The organism is Pedobacter westerhofensis (assembly GCF_900182595.1).
Classification (GTDB): domain Bacteria; phylum Bacteroidota; class Bacteroidia; order Sphingobacteriales; family Sphingobacteriaceae; genus Pedobacter; species Pedobacter westerhofensis.
On record NZ_FXTN01000006.1, the window covers coordinates 20,359 to 38,718 of the forward strand.

An 18,360-nucleotide genomic window follows, 5' to 3' on the forward strand; every position below is an offset into this window, starting at 1 on the left:
GATGTTGGACGGTGTCCTGAAGTCCGGTTGACGTTCGCAGAGTTTAAAAAAAGTCTGAGACAATTTCCTCGGCTTCGGTGGGATCAGCTCACAAAACAATTTGCCCCTATAGAGAACTACTCGTTGCTTTAAACAGAGACAGATATGCTGGGGATGTGATTATTATATTTATAGCTTAATGACTAAAAATGGTATTTCAAGAACAAGACATAAATTTTGATAGAATCGACTGGAGACAATTCGAAGAGCTATGCTTTGATCTGCTGATGAAGTACCAATATCACGACATGATCTGGCTTCAGGGCAGTGCGGATGCAGGGCGCGATATTGAAGCTTTAGTCACTGTCGTTAATCCTTTGCTTGGAACCTATGTAGAGAAGTGGTTTTTTGAATGCAAATTTTACACTTCGGGAGTTCCAATGGTCGAACTTGTTAGTAAAATCGCTTGGGCCGAAGCTAATAAAGTGAAACATTTCGTGTTGATGACCAACACGCATCCTACAAAGGATGCGTGGGATTTTTTAAAATTGAAACAACAAATTGTTAATTTCAATATCCATGTGATTGACGGTAAACTGATAAAATCAAAATTGCTTGCCTTTCCAGATATTATTGTTAAATATTTTTCTGACGATACAGTAGTATGGGTGAAAAACCTTGTCAAGCAATGGGTGTTTCAAGATGCCTTGCCTGATATTAAAACACTTTCAAAACTTAGGGAAGTTGTTGAGCCAAGTAAGTTAGGTAAGGAAGATCTTGTTTTTATCTTGTTTGCTTTTCAGCAAAGTGATTATGATGAAGATCTGTTACCATACGATATAGAACCTTTTAATTTTGAATTTATATGGACTGAAGTTTCCAAGCATGCTAATACCTCTTATCCAATTGATTTAATTGAAGATTTTGGATCAGATGAAGATTGGGGTAGAATAATTTCAATGAGTAAGGGAAATGAACAACTGGATAAATTTGTATATGTTGCTCAGAGTCATCATGATGATGACAAGCAGAATGTCCAAATTTTACTGAAGAGTTATGCAAGACAGATAACGGTTAAAATTGCCAACGGCAATGATACTATGAACAACCTTTAGACAATTTTAAACCAGTGGCCGAAGATCGATCGTCGAAGGAAATCATAGACAGTGATTTAGTAATGGGTGATTTATGATGGATCTCGAAAGACGACCTTTCAATCTGCTAATTGATATATTTGTTTATGGAAACATTTGACGCGCCTAATCTTCGAAACGATTTTGTAATTGTCACCAATGTGGAAGCTACGAAGTTAGCGGCACAGGTTATAACATACCTGTTCAATGCTGGACAATATCTTCCTTTTTTCTGCTTCCATAAGGTTGATGTAGCTCAAGATGAAGCAGTCGGAAATCCTGACATTTACGCGATCCAGCGTAGGAGGTCTGAACATTTTTCTGTCTTTCTGAACAATACCCTTGCCGAAAATAAAGCCTGTGAAAACCTTATCTACATTGGCCTGACACCAGAGCAACGCTCCTATTTGGATGTTGAGCGTCACTTTAATCTTTTTGAGATTAATGATGTGGGTGATATCGCAAATTATCTTGGCGGTTTTGCTTTGTACAAAGGAGATTCACTTGTCTGTGATGAGAGTCAGGCTGCTTTAGGACTAACTGTGGCACTTAAGGAAAATAGGCTTTTGCAGTTCGGAGCATATAATGAACAGCTAGTAATGCCGGATCCAGCAGAACGGGGTGCGGTGATCGTAGAAGTTGAAGGTAATATCTCCGACATTGTCGCGGTGAATTATGCTTGCAGTATTGGAGCATCGGTGTATTTAGTTGATCAGCTGAAAAAAGATGAAGGGGATGAAGTTTTACATCTTTTGGAAACTTGGTCTGCTGGAGAACCTCATGCACTAGAAAAGGTAAAAGAAAAACTGAACAACCGCATTGCAAAAATTGATCTGTCAGCTAAGGATTTTATAACCTGCTTTACAACTGGGCTTCCTTATGGGCTGGTGCTCACGTCCATCCCAGTCTCGCAGATTCACCTAAACTATAGGCCTGATTTTTTCGTTTTCAACGCTGTACTTAATGAACAATTGAAGTTGACAGGGTCTGCGGTTATCTTCTCTACACAGTCATTTATTGATGACGAAGTGAGCAAATTGTCGTCACTCTTAGAGTTTGAAAATTTGTACCAACGCAAACTTTTAGGTGAGGGAGCAACAAGTTATAATTTAAAAAATACTATTGAAAATTATCCTTTTGATCTTTTACATATGTGCAGTCATGGAGGACGTGTGCACGGAACACGGTGTGAGGTGACGTTTTCGGATAAGGAAGGCACACAGCACACCATAGAGTTTGATCACGTACTCGGAATTCACCTCACACCATACGAGGACCTTCACCCTATTGAATCCATTTACTATTTCCGAAAACTTGACGGCCTAGTTTGGAGAAGCAATGAACTTAAGGCAAAAAAGTATCCTCACGAACTTTATGCGATGATCGAAAAAGAGATAAGCGTTGCTTTTGAAAAAAAGAAAGTAAAAACACTTGAGAAGCTGGAAAGTGTGCCCAATACGAATGCAACAGTGTGTACTAACTTCAATTACCTTGGAAACTTCAACCAGATTGGCGGACAGGAATGTCACCCAATCATTTTCAACAATTCTTGCTGGTCTTGGATAAGGATCTCAAATAATTTCTTAGTAGCTGGTGCGCGTGGGTATATTGGTACGCTCAGGGAAGTGGATAATAGTTTAGCTGTAAGGTTTTCCATGCTGTTTTATGAATCAGCATTTTACAAAGGAACTGTTGTCCAGGCTATGCACCATGCAATCTGCGAGGCGGTCCATGACGGCGAGGAAAATCTGTACATTTATTGGGGACTGCATTTCACAACATTGAAAAACCGTGAGCGGGTTGAGGTGAACAAAACACGTGTCTTACACAGTCTTGGCCAAAATAAGGCGACCTGGTATCGAAAACTGCGAACAAATACAGGAGAGGATCCAAAACTAATCGTTGGCATTCTCAAAGATATTGATTGGCTCGTCCGTGATGTTGTTGGAACTGATGGTGAAAATAGACCTAACCGCTAGATAATACTTCATAGTTTCTATTTGAAAAAAATGAAAATAATTGAAAAGTGGGAGTTTTAACAGTAGTGTGCATTCAGCACCTACTCAACGTTCCGTTTCATAATTGCTAATTGATCTAACAATTAAGTGAATGTGGCCATTTTGATATCTGGAGAACGTTTACGATCAGGAGAGATAAATTTAAAATGTTCTTCTTTGACGCTTTCTATAGGTGCAGACAGACCACTACCACAATTTTTGGTAAGTACTCTAGATTGTCGTGTTGAAGGTTTTAATCCGATCAGTGAGGCAATCTAAAATAATCTAAGATTTGAATGAATTGGAAGGATATCCAAAGTAAATTACCTTTGAGGTCTAGCAGTTAAATTCAGGTCGAGGTTTACAACGTCTTCTAAGCGGCCACATTGAATTGAAATAGACCTGGCACATTCATCGTAACTTACACTCATGCTAACTATCAATAATACAACGGACAATAACCATCTAAATGGTATCAAAACAAGCTTTTTAAATTCAGACAAGGTTATTATTGTCAGCCCTTTTCTATGGGACGATCTAAGTTTCTTTCCTTTCGAGGAAATGATTCACCTCAGTAAAATAACCCTGGTCACCAGACTCAAGCCATTCACGGCAGATCAGTATCAGAAAATTGAATTCATGTTAAAATTGTTTGAATTTGGCGAAGTGCATGGGGTTATCATTGAAGTGTTGATTGACAATTTTTTGCATGGGAAAGTATATGTGAGCATTAAAGCTGGTTCGTATCGTGAAGCCATAATTACCTCTGCGAATTTTAACCGGCACGGATTGATAATCAATAACCAATGGGGTGTGGTGATTAAAGATATTATTGAGATCGACAAGATGGTCACAGAAATTAGAAAGCATACCTTTCTTGATCCATTAATATTGGATACAGTAAAAAAAATGAAGGCTGTAGCAGACCAGCATCCAAAGAAAAAACGTGAAAAAGAGGCAGGGTTGGACCTGAGTAAATTTCTTAAAGTATCACAAAACCCACTGCATATCAACAGAAAAACCACCTATTGGTTGAAGCCGATTGGTGTATCAGATAACCCAATTCCATGGGCAGAACCATTTGATAAAGCTGAATATCCACTGCACTTCGCAAAAGATCCGAAAGGGGTAAAACCTGGACATATCGTCATTGCGTATGCTGTTGGACATGGTCATATATTATCGATTTTTGAGGTAGTATCAACGACGCAAAAACTACCTGGTGAGAGCCACCGATGGGCTTATTATGTGATGGGCAAAAATCTCACGCCACACTATGGAGAGCGGTGGTATAAACATCAATTTTACCTTAGCAAGGAGCGTGTACTTGCGCTGAATCTTGCGGAATTTAATATTACCCCGAGCGGGCTAAACACATTTGGCACTATCAATTTTGGAGGAGACAAAATGAGGTTGACCAAAGAATTCTGTGAGTATGTAATCCAGAAAATCATGAGTATTAACAAAGAAATTTCAGAAGCTCCAGACCTGTAACAAGAAATAAATCCAAGTTCAATATTTTCGGCAGCTCAATCGGCATAATATCATACAGGCCAGGTCGGCAAAACAGAAAGGTATGCTTAAATTTACGCCTGAATATGGCACCGAACGAAATTAAACTATATATAACCATCACAGAGAAGTTTATGGCTGAAGCGGGTTATGCTGTCCGCGATAGTTGGAAGGGCTGGGACAACGAAAACCTTGATGATTTGCATGCACATAACGCCTTGGATGGACCGCGAATGCTCTCAATAGATGCTATCCCAGATGATAATCTCGCGAAAGCTTCCCATGAGAGTAGTTATACATTGCCTGGCTACAAACATCTTTCTTACAACAACTATAAGATCGAACTTCCTGAAACATACTTTTCCACACGCATCAATGTGCTGATTCATGAACTGGTTCATTTTCTTCAACAAATCAGTGAAGGTGACCCGTCATATATAAAATCTACAGGAAAAAACTACCCGGAATACATAAGCCAGCGCTGTGAGACAGAATCGCACTTTATACAATTGATCTTTTTGAGCCGTCATGAGCCGCACTTGGTTCCAGAAGAATGTCAAGCAGAATTTCAACAGAAAATGGAGCAAGCCATGAAAGATCCCACGCTACGGATTTCAACCATTGCCTGGGCAAGCGAAAAAGACATCATTTAATGGCTTGATTCTCTAATAACGATTGAACTGGTTTATCCCTATCTTCGATTAAAACACTGGCGATGGAAAAAAAGCAGTTTGAATTATTCGACCAGGTGGCGCTAATCAAAACCAGCTTTATTAAAGACGGCTGGGCAACTGTCTATCAAAGTAATAAAGCCGAAGTAGATACCCAGATTTATTGCAACATCGTTCATGATGAATACCTGACGGAATACCTGGATCATCACAACTGGATGATTGAACCTGGAAGGGAGGGCAGACCGAGTATCATCTCCAGGGGTGGACAACAAAGCAGCTACCATGCCTTTTCCGAAAACGGTATTGAACCGTTTCTATACTACAAATTCTTTACCCATAATAAAGAGAAATATATCGACGTCTCCGAAGAGTTTATTAACTACTTTCACCTGTACGAAACCGGGTCGTCTAAGCAGAACCGCACGTACTTTTTCACCGATGAAAACGGAGATCTGGAGGAAGCCATAAAAATAGAAGCAGAACTGGTACAAGTAAAGCTACGCTTCCTGATGGAATATATTTCTGTGCGTAATGTGCACTTCACGGTTTGTTTTGACTTCATGTGTATGAGCAGCGAAAAATTATCAAGCTTTGGACTTGAAGAGAAGTACGTACCTTTCAATGACGAACATACTCATTACACGCACTTGATAAGAGTTCTACCTTTCACCGGCGCAGGGGAACTTCAGAGCTGGATCCATGGCAAAGTGATCATCAAAAACATGGAAAGCAGGCGTCACAGCTATTGGTTTGATGCGGGCTCGGAGGATTTCGCCTCATTTATCATAGGTTATGATCAGGCTGGCGATCTCGATAAGGTTTCCAGTGATTCCGAGGAGCATAAATTTTTTACCCTGACTTATTTTTCGAAGACAGTACTGGACAAATATTACAACAATCCTGATAAATACAAAGTTAGCGGCTATTGCGGTCGTGAAGATGCCAGGAACTACATCTTTGTACTTGACTTGCTGGATAAGTTTACAAAAAGAGCGCCAGCTAGCGAAATAGAACCTCTGATCAACAGCTTTCAAGACGGAGTCATGACCTATTCCGCTTGGAACCCTTCAGACACCGCCCTAAGTTGGGCTGGCTTGCGGAATACAGAGTTGATGAACTGGAATCTGCTTGCCGAAAAACTTGGAACACTGACCGTGAATCTTAATGAATTAAGTTGGTTTGAACCGGGCATGGTCATTGAAGAATACCTTTTAAAGATATATTCCAGCAGCCGCTCGATCTTAAATAAAAAGCATGGCCATGGAATAGATCAGCTCTTTCAGCCGGGGATCAGAGAGCGAATGGCAGACCAGTATACCCAGGTCTATTTGCTGGAGGAATGGCTGAAAAAAAAACCAGAACATGAACTTTGGCCGATTGCCCAGGAACTAAAATTACAAATAGCGAGTTTCAAAGCGGCGCAACCATCGGGAAATGAGCAGGGGACGACAACCCTCTCGAATGTTGTCCCCGCAGTAGCCAAATTTGATGGCAAAGAGAAAACCGAATTCCAAAACTTTATAGCTGCCTACATACAAACTAATTCGGCTTCCACCTCCAAAAATGTCGTAACAGTTTTTGAAAAAATCTGCGATCAGCTCACCGAAGTCCCATCATTTAATGACGCGGAAGTGAAACTTAGCTTTCAAACCATCCTGTATCAGTCCTTAGTCTTTCTCAAACTAAGAATGGATCATACAAAAAAGAATCACCCTGCAATGGGCTACCTATTCAAAAGTAGTAAAAACGCTCTGGAAAGTGCGTTACAAGAAGATTACTATACCTACATGAGTGCACAACCTGCTCTTGGTGATTTGCAGACAGAAACTATGGATGTTGCCAGCGGACGGGCAGACGTCTCATTTAACTTTGGATCCTATCGCATTTTCACCGAAGTAAAACGGGAAATAGACGATTGCAGCTTTGATAACCTGTGCAAGCTGTACCTCGGTCAGGTTATGGAATATGGCAATACCTCGGCGAAACTAGGTATCCTGCTCGTCCTGGACCTTACAGATAAGTCACATGGTGTCGGATCTTTTGAAAGTCAGGTCAAGCATCAAATCTCTTCTGCGCCGTCAGACCAGGAGAAACGGGGTGTAGTAATCATTAAAGTACCGGGCAACCGGGTTACACCCAGCGCGGTGAAAAAGTCGCAGTATACAACCCAAATACGTAATTAAAGATCAGAAAGAATGACAGGATCAATAGCGGAGAAATTACAAAGAGTCGAGGAGCTGTATGAAGTAGATGTGGATGATCAAATCGGTTTGCCTACAGGATTGTTGCGGCATGCCGTATTAAACACTATTCATTTAATAGAATTGGTAAAGTTTTTCATTGAAGAAGGATCCTACTTTAAGGCAGTTTCTGCAAATCTTTGTAAAAGACTGTCACGAGAAAAGAATACGGAGAAAATTTACGACCAGGTATTTGAAGCTTTCAAAGAATCCACCTACTTGAAGCGTCAACGCTTGCGTCAAATACTTGAAGTCATGATCCCAGGTCTGGACGAGTTCCGCCAATTGGAATACATTACCCATTTGCTCTCTTCAAACTATATTTACGAACAAATAAGCGCAACAGAACTGGCGGAAAAGGTATGGAGTAAAGACATTTAGTCGCTGCTTTTAAATGCTTATTATCGCTCCGGGCATTATAAATTACTGGCCGTGGTCATCCTTAGTGTCGACGACGATCAAGCCCTAGAGCTCATCCGTGAATACTGGACAGGCAGGGTACGCAAAGCACTAATTGTAAAATTCCTAGTTAGGCTCAAGGGTAGGTCAGTAGAAGAGCTGGACTTCGTGAGGACTGTCGATCCGGCTAATTATATCGTCCTACTGCGTCATGCATCAGGCACCATTAGTGATGTGGAACTCCTAGAGTGCTATTACACTATCGAGGTTAAAACCCGTCCATTTGCCCTATGGAGTATTGGACATCTGGGAAGATGGGACCTAATTGAAAAAGAAACTGGCAATTTCCTTAATGATCCTACTGGAACATTTCCGGGTTTTTCAGATCATTTATTTGAGAAATAGACACATTTTTCCGAATTTTTTCACGCCTAACAAATACTAAAATTACAAAATAGCTTCAGGTAAATTTGTGAACTTCAATTATTGATTAAATAAGTCTACCTAAAATTCCTGCCCCCGTGAAAAGCCTCTTTTGGCACCTGTTCCCTAACCTGCGAACGTTTGTCCTGCCAAAGTCTATAATACCAAATGCTTCCGATGTCTCCTCGGTCCATCAATAAGAAAAAGAAACCACATAAATTATCCGAAAAAACCAACACAAAATCCTCGTCACTACGCCGCTATTCTCATATAGATAAATAATAGTAAGCTTACACCATGGACACCTTTGTAACATTAAAAAAAGACTCCCGAATAGAATAAGGTTTCATTCATCAATGGCCCATTTACTACTGATCGGACAGTACTTTAATCCCACTATGACCGTCAACTTTCCAGATCTCGCAGGGAATTATGCTGTTCAGTACAGCGAATAGCTGCCTTGCATTTCCAGCGAAACTATATGTACAGCATCGGCAATCGCCATCATAAAGACAGGCTTGACTTCCTCATAGAATCCTCCATAGTAATGGTTATAGTCCGAGTTGGATTCGCCCACCATCCAATATTTTTCTTCTGATACAATACGCTGTAATACTACTAATCAAACAAAAAATTTGTTCTCAGAGCCCTGAGAAATCGATTTCCAAATCCTCTTTTGCATCAATTTCTGCAACAATACCCCCAACTAGCTCCCTGACCGTTGCTATCGTACTGTCGATAGTGTCAGAATCCAAAACATGCGCAGTGCCATCCTTGGTCTTGCCGTTCCTGTGTACAAGGTCATGGCGCATCTTGACGCACTGAATCGGCTCTTTGATCTCTGGAAAACCAATCTCAAAAGTGCTTCGGTACATTTCTCTTACAACAGGAAGATTATGGTAGATCGTATCGAGCATCACACCTTTCGCGGTCTGTTCGATGTTCTTGTAGGCTTCGAAGACATCTTTCAAGTCGAATTTCCTATTTGCAAACTCTGGGTTGGACTTGACGAACTTTTCAAGATTGACGGGATTTGCGAGCGCAAGCTTGACAAATGTTTCAGATAGGAAGGTTTCCATCGTACCCATAACCCCGATATATATCTGGCGCTTCAAGATGGCATTCAGCTCATCATTCTTGAGATCGACTTCATTCAATTTTCGAAGTTTCTCGATCTCGAGGTCAAAATTGTCTGAGAGTCCGGGACTGCTGGAGATAGCATCATATTCATAATCGTACTCGTAATCCCAGTCTTGCGCATACTCACCCTGCAGTACCTCGGTAGCGATATCGACCGAATTGCCATGTAGCCCCTCGATCTTATTCAATGTTTCTTTTGGGCTGCCAGCAGAAAAGACGATCCTATAATTATAAAGAACTCCTTCGTCGCTCACGTTCTCCTCGATCTGGTAATCTGTTTTCCTTAGCTCGAAATACGAAATACCCAGGGCATCAGCAATTGCGTTACCTTCCTCGTCCTCATGGCTATCAATCATTAGTTGTTTCCAGTACCCCATTTTTGAGTGTATTAATTTTATTGGTTGAAGATAACTTAAAGATCACGTTTTACAAACTCGCATTTTTTAATAGTTTGATTGGGGTAAACTATGCGTATACGCCAATCCGATCACACTCTGCGTAAACAAGGCCATTGTAGGCTAAGATTACTATATTCGCTTACAATGAAAATTAAATCGCATCTTGAAAAGCTCAACGTCTTGATTCAGGAATACAACTCGGTACCGGTTCCGGATTTATATAAGGATACCTACTCAACCGTCTTGAAAGCAGTGCTGGCTAAATCATTGGATTTCAGCCTATTCATATACAAGACCCGCTCGCCTAAAAACAGTTTTTTCTATTCGCCCTTTCTTAGGGGCCTTTGCGAGGATTTGATCACGATGAAGTTTTTGAAAAAGCATTTTTCCACAGATACAGACACTGTCATTTCCGAGTATATACTTTATCTCATCTTCGGTTCGATCAATGCACAAACAATGTTCCTGAAAAAGAATGCGCCGTTACAGCGTTCGGTAACCTACAAGGAGATAGAAGGGATGATTGCAGAAAAGGAAGATGCACTGAAAAAACTGATGGAAAAGAATGGCTTGAACAAAAACAAGATTTTCCCAAGCGTGGAGCACATGGCCATAGATTCCAAACTAAAACCACTGTACGATTTTCTCTACCATGCCACTTCCAGGATGGTACATTTTAGCCCAAATGTTTTGTTAAGGATGGGCTGGTATGAAAGGGAAGGGCCAACTGTTTTCTCCTCTGATAATTTTCACAGCTATTATGAAAGCTTTAATAAATTCTATGCTCCCTATCTGTTGGTGAAGCTCTGCCAGTCCTTCAAGAAGGAACTAAATCTCAAGCCGAATTTCATGAAAGAAATAAAATCAATTGAAGCGAAGTTCACTCCATACGTATTTTATCCTGAGCTGATCACCTATGAGGAGATGAATTTTAAGCGTCCTAAAGACGGACCTTTTGAAAGGATTTTATCAGAAATGGCCAACATGCCAGACGGAGACAAGATGATCAGCTCGCTCGAAAGCTATCTAAAGGAAAATGAAAATAGTGATTTATCGAAAGAACAGCAAACAATAGCATGGATAAAAAAATACTTTTAGCACAAACTGACCAATTAATCGCATACTCACCGATCCGCTAATGAAAAAAAGATGCTGGTGTATCCCGGATCGAATATCTTCAAGGACTGTAAAAATTTACAGTCCTACGGTTTAAAACCCTGAAATCCCTGGGCTCCTAAGATTGCCGCAGTTTCTTTTTGGTATATTTTTTACAGCCTTGGGGTCAGCATACCTCGTTTCTACACAGCTGCCATTTTCCATTGCGGTTGAGCCCATACCCATACAATATAGGCTGGATAGGACGTTGGGCTGATAAGTCCCAATAAAAGTGCTATTGAAGCCTTGGTTCCTATTAATGCAGGATCTAAATATTCAAACTGGGCGAAATTATTTGTTACACTTTTAAGATTGGAAATTACTGCATCCATCTCCCGGCGAAAGATATACACCAATCGCTGGCATCGCCTGGCTGGTGCTGATTCAATGATTTTAAAAGACTTTCGCGAAGTTATATCATCATAACACATTGGCTAGGTACTTAACTACACAAAGTACGATCTAAGTGTACTCAGCAACTTATGGAAAAGCAATAACCATTTATAAGTGTCTTAATTTCATTATTTTTATGCTTCCACGTCCGTTACGAAGTAATATCAGAGCTTCCGACATTCATTTCCCATCAATCAATAAAAAACGCTTATTTTATTAAAGACAAGAGCGGTTCCTAATTTGTCAACAAAATTACTCTTCTTCTAAGGAGAGCAGCTTATACATATAGACATGGTAACCAGTTAATTTTAATTCAAAAAGCATACTTATGGCGCATTATAAAAATCCATACCCCGCCATAAGTGGTCACAAAAACATAGTTATGGCGTAGTATAAAACATTATATCACGCCATAAATCGGTTACAATTCTTACCTTTACTATATAATAGAGATCAGATGGAAACAATAATCGGGCGGGCAACAGAAAAAAAGCTATTACTGGACATAGAGAAATCCGGGGATGCAGAACTGGTGGCAATCTACGGAAGGAGGCGTGTAGGTAAAACCTTCCTCGTCAGAAATGGATTCAGCAGGGAACTTGCCTTTGAATTTTCAGGTATTCATCACGCTACTTTAGATCAACAATTAGAAGGATTCAGCCTAGCGTTAACCCAGGCGTCCGGATCCCTACCTCTGGCCAAACCGGACAGCTGGCTTAAGGCATTTGAAATGCTGAAACAGTATTTAACTCCTCTGCTTAAAAACCAAAGAACAGTCATCTTCATGGACGAATTTCCCTGGATAGATACCCCAAAATCCGGTTTTTTGCCGGCATTTGAACAGTTTTGGAATACATGGGCATCACGACAGCCAAAACTTGTAGTGGTTATTTGCGGATCAGCTGCCTCCTGGATGATCACAAAGATCATAAATAACAAGGGCGGGTTACATAACCGGGTAACAAAACGGATCAGATTGCTGCCTTTTACAGTAGGAGAAACAGCCGCTTATCTGAAAAACAGGAAGATCAAACTTGATAAATATCAGCTCCTGCAACTATACATGGCGATGGGAGGCATCCCTCATTATCTAAAGGAAATTGTACCTGGAGAGAGTGCAGCACAGGTGATCGATAAGCTATGCTTTACAAAAGACGGTCTTCTTGTGGACGAATTCAAAAACCTCTATTTTTCCCTTTTTGACAATGCGCAAAGCCATATCGATATTGTAAAGGCACTCGCAAAGAAAGGAAAGGGCTTGTCACGACAAGAAATCATCGATACCTGCAAGCTGACAACCGGTGGACATGCGACCAAATTATTGGATGAATTGATTGAATCTGGTTTTATAGCAGATTATACTCCATTTGGAAAAACAAGCAGGGACAAACTTTACAAACTGGTCGATGAATACTCGTTATTTTATTTAAAATATATAGATGGAAGCAAGGCAACCGGTAGCGGAACATGGCTAAAGGCAATGACCGGACAATCCTGGACAAGCTGGAGCGGAAATGCATTTGAAAGTATTTGTTTAAAGCACATACCTCAAATAAAAAAGGCGATGGGAATAGAAGCGATCTACACTGAAGAATCTGTCTGGAGATACCAACCAAAAGTTAAAACAGAAAAAGGTGCACAAATTGACCTGCTCATCGATCGTAATGATGGGTGTATTAGCGTTTGCGAAATGAAATTTTCTGCCAAACCATTTGAGATCACTAAAACTTATGCCACTGAACTAAACAATAAAATCGATTGTTTCCAACAACAAACCGGAACAAAGAAAACGGTATTCTTAACAATGGTCACTACCTATGGCGTTAAAAATGCAGGAAGCCATCCAGGGCTGGTACAATCTGAAGTCCTAATGGATCCACTTTTCGACCTATAACCAGACATAGTTTAAAAGGGCTATAAAAGCCCTTCATCTCCGAAGGAGAAATAATCACGTTTGGTCAGAATGATGTGATCTAATATCATCAGATCTAATAGTTTTCCAGCTTCCACCAGTCTTTTGGTCATGGTAAGATCTGCTTCACTGGGCTTCAAATTACCACTAGGGTGGTTGTGGCAAAGGATGATCGAGCTGGCGCAGCTTTTCAAAGCAATACCAAATACCAGCTTCGGATCAACCAGTGTTCCTGAAAATCCACCGCTGGAGATCTCAGCCATTCCCATCACGTTATTTGCGCGGTTTAGCAGCAGGATAAAAAACTGTTCGTTCATTTCGATTCTTCCCTGATCCCAGTTATGAAACAAAATATTGTAGGCATCCTTTGATTGGGTCACTTTAGGTCTTTCACAGGCTTTAAATTTGGGCTGATAACTTACTTTAATTTCTGATACCATGAACAGGGAATTTTGGATTTGCGCTTTCATCATCTTAATTTTTAATTGAAAATTTGATTAATTGTGCGCGTCTCCCGAGCGGTGCTGAGCAAGCAAAAAATGCAGCGGAATAAATGGAAAAGCGGGGAAAGGCCATCCGAGCGTTTATGCCGAACAATTTTTGCGCCCCGAAAGTACCGCCCGAACTTAGTGCCGGATTAATAGAAGAGTTCCTCATTTTACTGATCCTTAGCCCCATTCTTTTGCAGCGTCAAAACGCCACCCGCTGGTCAGCGGGTGGCGATCCGGTTCTTGCTGGTGGTCAATAATACAGCACCTGCACCATGAGTTTAAACTTTTCATTGGTGCTGATTTTATCGGCATATTTAATGATCCGGTCGTTGACAAAAAGTGCCTGAAGGTTGAAACAAAGCTGCTCGGAAAACACCCGGCTGCTGCGAATCATGTTCAACTCAAATTTTTTGATCTGCTGCATCGTTTAACGGGACAGGCTCAGCCACTCATCAAAACTAAAAAAACCGAAGTCCCAGTTGTCGCGATACTGCTGCTGGTGCATCTCAAAATCCGAGCAGACCTCTTTTAAATTTTCGATGATGGGTTTCACTTCCCTGGGAAATAACTCATGCAAAAGTTTAACTTTTGCGGTATTGTCTAATTGTGCGATTGATTTCATAAGTATTATTTATTGACGGTCCTGCGTCTGTTCGTATTCGTTTACTTTTCCAGCTTCGATTTTTGTTTTAAGCCGGCCCAGCTTTTGGAAAATATCCTTCCAATACCGCTGACGACTTTTAACAAATGCTTTTAAGCAGGGATCTTGTTGCTGATACAAGATCCCGATGTAGCCGGCGGTTTGGGTAATGGCTTCATTCAGATCGGTCACCTCGATCAGCTGACCTTTTAAATCACGGATATAGGGACTCATCCTCCACCTTTTAGAAGTGCATCATTAATACCCGCCTGCCACTGCTGCGTTCAGCAATCCAGATATGGCTCCCGCCATAGCCGCTCGTATAGCTTTCATTGGGATCAGTGATCCCGCTACAATCTTTGCTCAGCACCCTGATGATAAAATCCCGGTAATCCTCAAACTGCTTTTTATCTTTGGTATATAATTCCTCGCCGTACTGGTTGTAATACCTAAGGCGATCAGTAACCGCTTCCAATGCTTTGGGCAGTAGCGGCACCTCAAGCAGCCCGATCATTAGATTTTCTTTCCTTTCCCTACCGCCGCGCAGTAGATACAGACCATGGGTATTTTCCCGCCAACCGCTATAGCTGTGCAACCCGCAAAATTCACAGGCCAAATTAAAAGCTGTCATTTCATTTTCGCCGCGGTTGATGTACAACGGCACGCCCACAGGGTCTAAAGCGCATAATATTATAGTTGTCTTTTGTTGCTTTTTCATACTCATTTTTTTGGTAAATATTTCAATGCATCTTCCAGGTCTTCCGGAAGAGCGGGCGGATAGTCCGCCAATTTGAGCCGCAGCGATTCGCTGCCCTTAAAAGCAAAGGCTATCCGAATCGGCTCTACGCGGTTAACTTTCAGGATTTCGCATTTCCTTTTTTTGAGTTTGAAATACACATCCCACAATGCGCCATTAAAATCCCGGCCAATACCTGCGGCAAGGTGGCGCTGAAACGTCCTTCCGTTCCGCTTTTTGACAACCAGCGTGAACTTAAAATCATAGGCTATCAGAAGTCCTTCCATTTTAAACTATTATATGGAGGATTGCTCCCCCGAGATGAAACCATTGATTATTTTGCTCTTACCTTGGGAACCTGAAAAGCCTGGTCCCACGCCTTTTGAGGTAACTGGCTGTATAACCATTGTCCTCAATGATGCTCCGCACCAGTTTCTCGGCAACTTCTGCGGTATGTAAATCACCCGGGTGCATTTTTAAATCATCGAGGTTAACAAAGTGTTTAAGGGCTTTAGCCAACTCAAACAAAGCTTTCTTTTCTGTTTTTTCGCTGCATGTACACATCATAGGATAGATTTAAATGAAAAATTAAACGGTAACAATTGAGGAAATACCCCCGCCATTTGCTTGCTGCTCAAGCAAAGCTGATCTGATTCCGCATACGTTCTGCGGAACTCTTTACGCTGATGAAAATTATAATTCATAAAAAATATGCACTCTGCGGCTGCACCATACCGTTTTTAAGGTGAAGAAATCTATTACCTCCTCTTCTTTGCCCCCTCCTCCCCGGAGCTTTTTTCCAAAGAAAAAAGGACAAAAAAGAAAGCAATAGAAGCATGGTTGACCATACCAGAGCGGTATAAGACCCAAAGGGTGGCGCAGCCATTATGCCCGCGCAGGTGCAGGCGACCATGAGCTTCGCTTTCCTTTTCTGCCCTTTTTCGTAAAAAGCGTATCCTCGTCAACCGATCGATAACAGTAAATTTTAAAGTAGGAACAGAAGCACAAGTGCAGGTATATGCTTTTACGCGGTGAAGGGAAATATAGGGGAGAGAATGGAGCAAGCGGAGCGGCAAATGAATGATCCGGATTTCCAACCGCAGCGCAACAGCAATGAAATGCAGTACTCAGTCAACTAAACCCGATTGCAAAGCGGGACTGTACCAGCCCAAGCGCTCCCGCAGTACCTTTCCAAAATAAAATAACGGAACTACCCGGTAGAACCCCAACAGTCAAGAGAGGCAATTACCACCTCTAAGGATATATTCCTAGCGCATCCATCCGCCTGCCCAGCTCCATCGCCGCCATAATAGCACTCGACTTTGCCAGACCCATCCCTGCAAATCCGCAAAACTCTTCCAGCCCTACACCTGACAACTTCCGCAAATCACCACCCACACTATCCAAGATACGAGCTGCCAAAACCAACGCAGATTCATTGGGTGATCCCGAACCAATCAACATCGCCAAGAGCTCCGCATTTTCCATTGCCTCCCGTCCCAGCTGCAGCATTTTCTCTCGCGGACGCAATTCCGGTTCCCAGCTCTTGATACCACCTTTATCGGCATTCATCCGGCGTAGATCCTGCACACTTATCTCCCTATCATCAGGATAAGCAGCACTGCTGAACAAAGAAGAAAGGCAACCGATCAGCAGATCAAAATCCTCCTCAAAGACTGTTACACACTGCCGGGTATAAGAACCATCGGGCTGTGAATCACTGCGTACGATATTGATATAATTGCTATTGTTCTCTGCTATCTTAAAATCTAAAAAATAATGTTTGCCCCGGGAAAGGAAACTCTCTGATGCTAAAATTTTGCTAATTTTCATACGGCTAAAGATTAAGTTTATCCAAAATTGAGGCTAATGATCCTAGCTATGCGGTATTATTTTCAGTTACCTGATCCTATGCTGAGCTTAAGCGATCCAAGGCATGGTTACCCGATCCTAAAACTTTTAACGCGTTATTTTGTTACTAATCTAAGTGTATGATTGATCTCAAATGATAGAAACCACAGCGCCCCGCCATTGCAAACAATGTGAAAAGCACCTCTTGGGCCGTTCCGATCAAATCTTTTGTAATGACACCTGCAGAAATACTTTCAACAAGCAAAATACAAGGCAGCAGAAGGTTGCTCCTCATCCTCATCAGAAAGCGATTTTCAAAATTATCCAACACAATTATGAAATACTTATAAGGTTAAGCAAAACTGAGATTAGTATCTTTAAGGAAGTGCCGATAGCGAAAGATCGTCTTGGAGCAGACTTTAACCCGAATTATTTCACCAGCACCGTCACCAATAAAAAAGGGACATGGTCCGTGTGTTTTGACAGAGGCTGGCTGGAAACAGAGCATACCTATATTATACATGACTTTCCTGAAAAGGCAAGCATCTAGCTAGACGACCTCCTCCCTTATCGGTTAGTCAACATGTTTCAGATTTGGAACTGGCGGATATCATATTCCACGTAATAAATATCAAAAAAGAAGCGGAGAACGATCATACCGACCATTCCCCGCTTATCTAAATTAACGCTCTCGGTATATATTACGCCCTACGCGGTCGTTTATTACCTTAGCTCTTATAAAAATTTGACATTGGGTATTTAACGCATAAAAAACCAGTATAAAAGATCACACATGATCGACAAAAGCCAAAACCGATCCCTTGCGAAACTGTTTTTCCCTATACAAATCTACAACCCATGGAAAATAACAATAGTGCTAATGAACCGCTTCAGGAGCAGCAGCAAACCCAAAATCAAGATCATCAAACAGCCGGTACTGATGCCAATCAGGATCAGACATCGCTCGCCTCGGATGGCCCGATCAGTAAAAGTGAAGGAACCGACAGCCCCGATCTTACTGACGTTAGCGCAGAAAACAGCGAGGAAAACTCAGGATTGGGAATTGGCGATGCTGCTCCAGGCATATCCAATTCCAACATTAACGAACAAGAACCAATAACCCAAGAAACAGCGCAAGAAGGCCAGGATGAAACTGAGCTGAACAACAGCGACAGCGATCAGCAAACACTGGATAACAGCCAGGAAGGATACATCGAAAAAGATATCAGCCAGCAGCAAGCCAATGCCCTGGACACCAGTAGTGAAAATGATACCCAACCATAAACC

20 protein-coding genes are annotated in these 18,360 nt (G+C 41.5%); 11 read left to right on the top strand and 9 right to left on the bottom strand.

What is annotated here, in order from left to right; genetic code table 11:
• Positions 1-188: 188 nt before the first annotated feature.
• The 6 genes from FN831_RS12485 to FN831_RS12510 all read left to right on the top strand — a co-directional run bounded on the left by FN831_RS12485 (position 189) and on the right by FN831_RS12510 (position 7,916).
• On the top strand, positions 189-1,094 hold the full coding sequence (locus FN831_RS12485) for a restriction endonuclease (protein WP_142528553.1): 906 nt from the start codon (positions 189-191) through the stop codon (positions 1,092-1,094).
• 125 nt (positions 1,095-1,219) lie between these two features.
• Positions 1,220-3,091, top strand: a complete 1,872-nt coding sequence (locus FN831_RS12490; RefSeq protein ID WP_142528554.1) for a hypothetical protein — start codon at positions 1,220-1,222, stop codon at positions 3,089-3,091.
• Positions 3,092-3,538: 447 nt separating this feature from the next.
• A complete protein-coding gene (locus tag FN831_RS12495) occupies positions 3,539-4,603 on the top strand; it encodes a restriction endonuclease PLD domain-containing protein (protein ID WP_142528555.1) in 1,065 nt (354 codons plus the stop codon).
• Positions 4,604-4,707: 104 nt separating this feature from the next.
• Positions 4,708-5,274, top strand: coding sequence for a hypothetical protein (locus tag FN831_RS12500; RefSeq protein ID WP_142528556.1), 567 nt, complete (start codon positions 4,708-4,710; stop codon positions 5,272-5,274).
• Positions 5,275-5,336: 62 nt separating this feature from the next.
• Positions 5,337-7,478, top strand: coding sequence for a hypothetical protein (locus tag FN831_RS12505; RefSeq protein WP_142528557.1), 2,142 nt, complete (start codon positions 5,337-5,339; stop codon positions 7,476-7,478).
• A 12-nt stretch (positions 7,479-7,490) separates the two neighbouring features.
• On the top strand, positions 7,491-7,916 hold the full coding sequence (locus FN831_RS12510; RefSeq protein WP_142528558.1) for a hypothetical protein: 426 nt from the start codon (positions 7,491-7,493) through the stop codon (positions 7,914-7,916).
• Between the two features lie 1,082 nt (positions 7,917-8,998).
• Here the strand turns inward: FN831_RS12510 and FN831_RS12515 are convergent.
• Complete coding sequence (locus FN831_RS12515) at positions 8,999-9,874, bottom strand: hypothetical protein (protein WP_142528559.1); 876 nt, start codon at positions 9,872-9,874, stop codon at positions 8,999-9,001.
• 165 nt (positions 9,875-10,039) lie between these two features.
• Here FN831_RS12515 and FN831_RS12520 point away from each other — a divergent pair, with 165 nt between their 5' ends.
• The gene (locus FN831_RS12520) at positions 10,040-10,993 is read left to right on the top strand and encodes a DUF5677 domain-containing protein (RefSeq protein ID WP_142528560.1); all 954 of its coding nucleotides are present in this window, start codon (positions 10,040-10,042) and stop codon (positions 10,991-10,993) included.
• A 907-nt stretch (positions 10,994-11,900) separates the two neighbouring features.
• The gene (locus tag FN831_RS12525; RefSeq protein ID WP_142528561.1) at positions 11,901-13,337 is read left to right on the top strand and encodes an AAA family ATPase; all 1,437 of its coding nucleotides are present in this window, start codon (positions 11,901-11,903) and stop codon (positions 13,335-13,337) included.
• Positions 13,338-13,357: 20 nt separating this feature from the next.
• Here the strand turns inward: FN831_RS12525 and FN831_RS12530 are convergent, their stop codons facing one another.
• The gene (locus FN831_RS12530; RefSeq protein ID WP_221931336.1) at positions 13,358-13,828 is read right to left on the bottom strand and encodes a JAB domain-containing protein; all 471 of its coding nucleotides are present in this window, start codon (positions 13,826-13,828) and stop codon (positions 13,358-13,360) included.
• A gap of 80 nt (positions 13,829-13,908) precedes the next feature.
• On the opposite strand from FN831_RS12530, the gene FN831_RS12535 reads away from it, so the two are divergent.
• Positions 13,909-14,103: a hypothetical protein gene (locus FN831_RS12535; protein ID WP_142528562.1), complete on the top strand. Its 195-nt coding sequence runs from the start codon at positions 13,909-13,911 to the stop codon at positions 14,101-14,103.
• Here the strand turns inward: FN831_RS12535 and FN831_RS27700 are convergent.
• From FN831_RS27700 to FN831_RS12565, 7 genes are all read right to left on the bottom strand, one after another.
• On the bottom strand, positions 14,097-14,270 hold the full coding sequence (locus FN831_RS27700; protein WP_185960464.1) for a hypothetical protein: 174 nt from the start codon (positions 14,268-14,270) through the stop codon (positions 14,097-14,099). The two genes, FN831_RS12535 and FN831_RS27700, sit on opposite strands and share 7 nt — an antisense overlap.
• A gap of 3 nt (positions 14,271-14,273) precedes the next feature.
• Positions 14,274-14,468, bottom strand: a complete 195-nt coding sequence (locus tag FN831_RS12540; RefSeq protein WP_142528563.1) for a hypothetical protein — start codon at positions 14,466-14,468, stop codon at positions 14,274-14,276.
• Positions 14,469-14,477: 9 nt separating this feature from the next.
• Complete coding sequence (locus FN831_RS12545) at positions 14,478-14,720, bottom strand: hypothetical protein (RefSeq protein ID WP_142528564.1); 243 nt, start codon at positions 14,718-14,720, stop codon at positions 14,478-14,480.
• A gap of 10 nt (positions 14,721-14,730) precedes the next feature.
• On the bottom strand, positions 14,731-15,204 hold the full coding sequence (locus FN831_RS12550) for a hypothetical protein (RefSeq protein WP_142528565.1): 474 nt from the start codon (positions 15,202-15,204) through the stop codon (positions 14,731-14,733).
• A gap of 2 nt (positions 15,205-15,206) precedes the next feature.
• Entirely contained in the window at positions 15,207-15,509 is a 303-nt protein-coding gene (locus tag FN831_RS12555) for a hypothetical protein (protein ID WP_142528566.1), read from the bottom strand.
• A 58-nt stretch (positions 15,510-15,567) separates the two neighbouring features.
• Positions 15,568-15,789: a hypothetical protein gene (locus FN831_RS12560; protein ID WP_142528567.1), complete on the bottom strand. Its 222-nt coding sequence runs from the start codon at positions 15,787-15,789 to the stop codon at positions 15,568-15,570.
• Positions 15,790-16,476: 687 nt separating this feature from the next.
• On the bottom strand, positions 16,477-17,055 hold the full coding sequence (locus FN831_RS12565) for a UPF0758 domain-containing protein (protein ID WP_142528568.1): 579 nt from the start codon (positions 17,053-17,055) through the stop codon (positions 16,477-16,479).
• 172 nt (positions 17,056-17,227) lie between these two features.
• Between FN831_RS12565 and FN831_RS12570 the strand changes: the two genes are divergently transcribed.
• Together FN831_RS12570 and FN831_RS12575 are read left to right on the top strand one after the other, a co-directional pair.
• Positions 17,228-17,623: a hypothetical protein gene (locus FN831_RS12570; RefSeq protein WP_142528569.1), complete on the top strand. Its 396-nt coding sequence runs from the start codon at positions 17,228-17,230 to the stop codon at positions 17,621-17,623.
• A 308-nt stretch (positions 17,624-17,931) separates the two neighbouring features.
• A complete protein-coding gene (locus tag FN831_RS12575) occupies positions 17,932-18,357 on the top strand; it encodes a hypothetical protein (RefSeq protein WP_142528570.1) in 426 nt (141 codons plus the stop codon).
• The last annotated feature ends 3 nt before the right edge of the window (positions 18,358-18,360 follow it).

Excerpts from the sequence above, each read along its gene's own strand:
- FN831_RS12565 (WP_142528568.1), bottom strand. The coding sequence starts at position 17,055 with ATGAAAATTAGCAAAATTTTAGCATCAGAGAGTTTCCTTTCCCGGGGC.
- FN831_RS12485 (WP_142528553.1), top strand. The coding sequence starts at position 189 with ATGGTATTTCAAGAACAAGACATAAATTTTGATAGAATCGACTGGAGA.
- FN831_RS12495 (WP_142528555.1), top strand. The coding sequence starts at position 3,539 with ATGCTAACTATCAATAATACAACGGACAATAACCATCTAAATGGTATC.
- FN831_RS27700 (WP_185960464.1), bottom strand. The coding sequence starts at position 14,270 with ATGCAGCAGATCAAAAAATTTGAGTTGAACATGATTCGCAGCAGCCGG.
- FN831_RS12575 (WP_142528570.1), top strand. The coding sequence starts at position 17,932 with ATGGAAAATAACAATAGTGCTAATGAACCGCTTCAGGAGCAGCAGCAA.
- FN831_RS12570 (WP_142528569.1), top strand. The coding sequence starts at position 17,228 with ATGATAGAAACCACAGCGCCCCGCCATTGCAAACAATGTGAAAAGCAC.
- FN831_RS12530 (WP_221931336.1), bottom strand. The coding sequence starts at position 13,828 with ATGATGAAAGCGCAAATCCAAAATTCCCTGTTCATGGTATCAGAAATT.
- FN831_RS12490 (WP_142528554.1), top strand. The coding sequence starts at position 1,220 with ATGGAAACATTTGACGCGCCTAATCTTCGAAACGATTTTGTAATTGTC.
- FN831_RS12515 (WP_142528559.1), bottom strand. The coding sequence starts at position 9,874 with ATGGGGTACTGGAAACAACTAATGATTGATAGCCATGAGGACGAGGAA.
- FN831_RS12505 (WP_142528557.1), top strand. The coding sequence starts at position 5,337 with ATGGAAAAAAAGCAGTTTGAATTATTCGACCAGGTGGCGCTAATCAAA.
- FN831_RS12520 (WP_142528560.1), top strand. The coding sequence starts at position 10,040 with ATGAAAATTAAATCGCATCTTGAAAAGCTCAACGTCTTGATTCAGGAA.
- FN831_RS12500 (WP_142528556.1), top strand. The coding sequence starts at position 4,708 with ATGGCACCGAACGAAATTAAACTATATATAACCATCACAGAGAAGTTT.
- FN831_RS12555 (WP_142528566.1), bottom strand. The coding sequence starts at position 15,509 with ATGGAAGGACTTCTGATAGCCTATGATTTTAAGTTCACGCTGGTTGTC.
- FN831_RS12545 (WP_142528564.1), bottom strand. The coding sequence starts at position 14,720 with ATGAGTCCCTATATCCGTGATTTAAAAGGTCAGCTGATCGAGGTGACC.
- FN831_RS12540 (WP_142528563.1), bottom strand. The coding sequence starts at position 14,468 with ATGAAATCAATCGCACAATTAGACAATACCGCAAAAGTTAAACTTTTG.
- FN831_RS12510 (WP_142528558.1), top strand. The coding sequence starts at position 7,491 with ATGACAGGATCAATAGCGGAGAAATTACAAAGAGTCGAGGAGCTGTAT.
- FN831_RS12535 (WP_142528562.1), top strand. The coding sequence starts at position 13,909 with ATGGAAAAGCGGGGAAAGGCCATCCGAGCGTTTATGCCGAACAATTTT.
- FN831_RS12560 (WP_142528567.1), bottom strand. The coding sequence starts at position 15,789 with ATGATGTGTACATGCAGCGAAAAAACAGAAAAGAAAGCTTTGTTTGAG.
- FN831_RS12525 (WP_142528561.1), top strand. The coding sequence starts at position 11,901 with ATGGAAACAATAATCGGGCGGGCAACAGAAAAAAAGCTATTACTGGAC.
- FN831_RS12550 (WP_142528565.1), bottom strand. The coding sequence starts at position 15,204 with ATGAAAAAGCAACAAAAGACAACTATAATATTATGCGCTTTAGACCCT.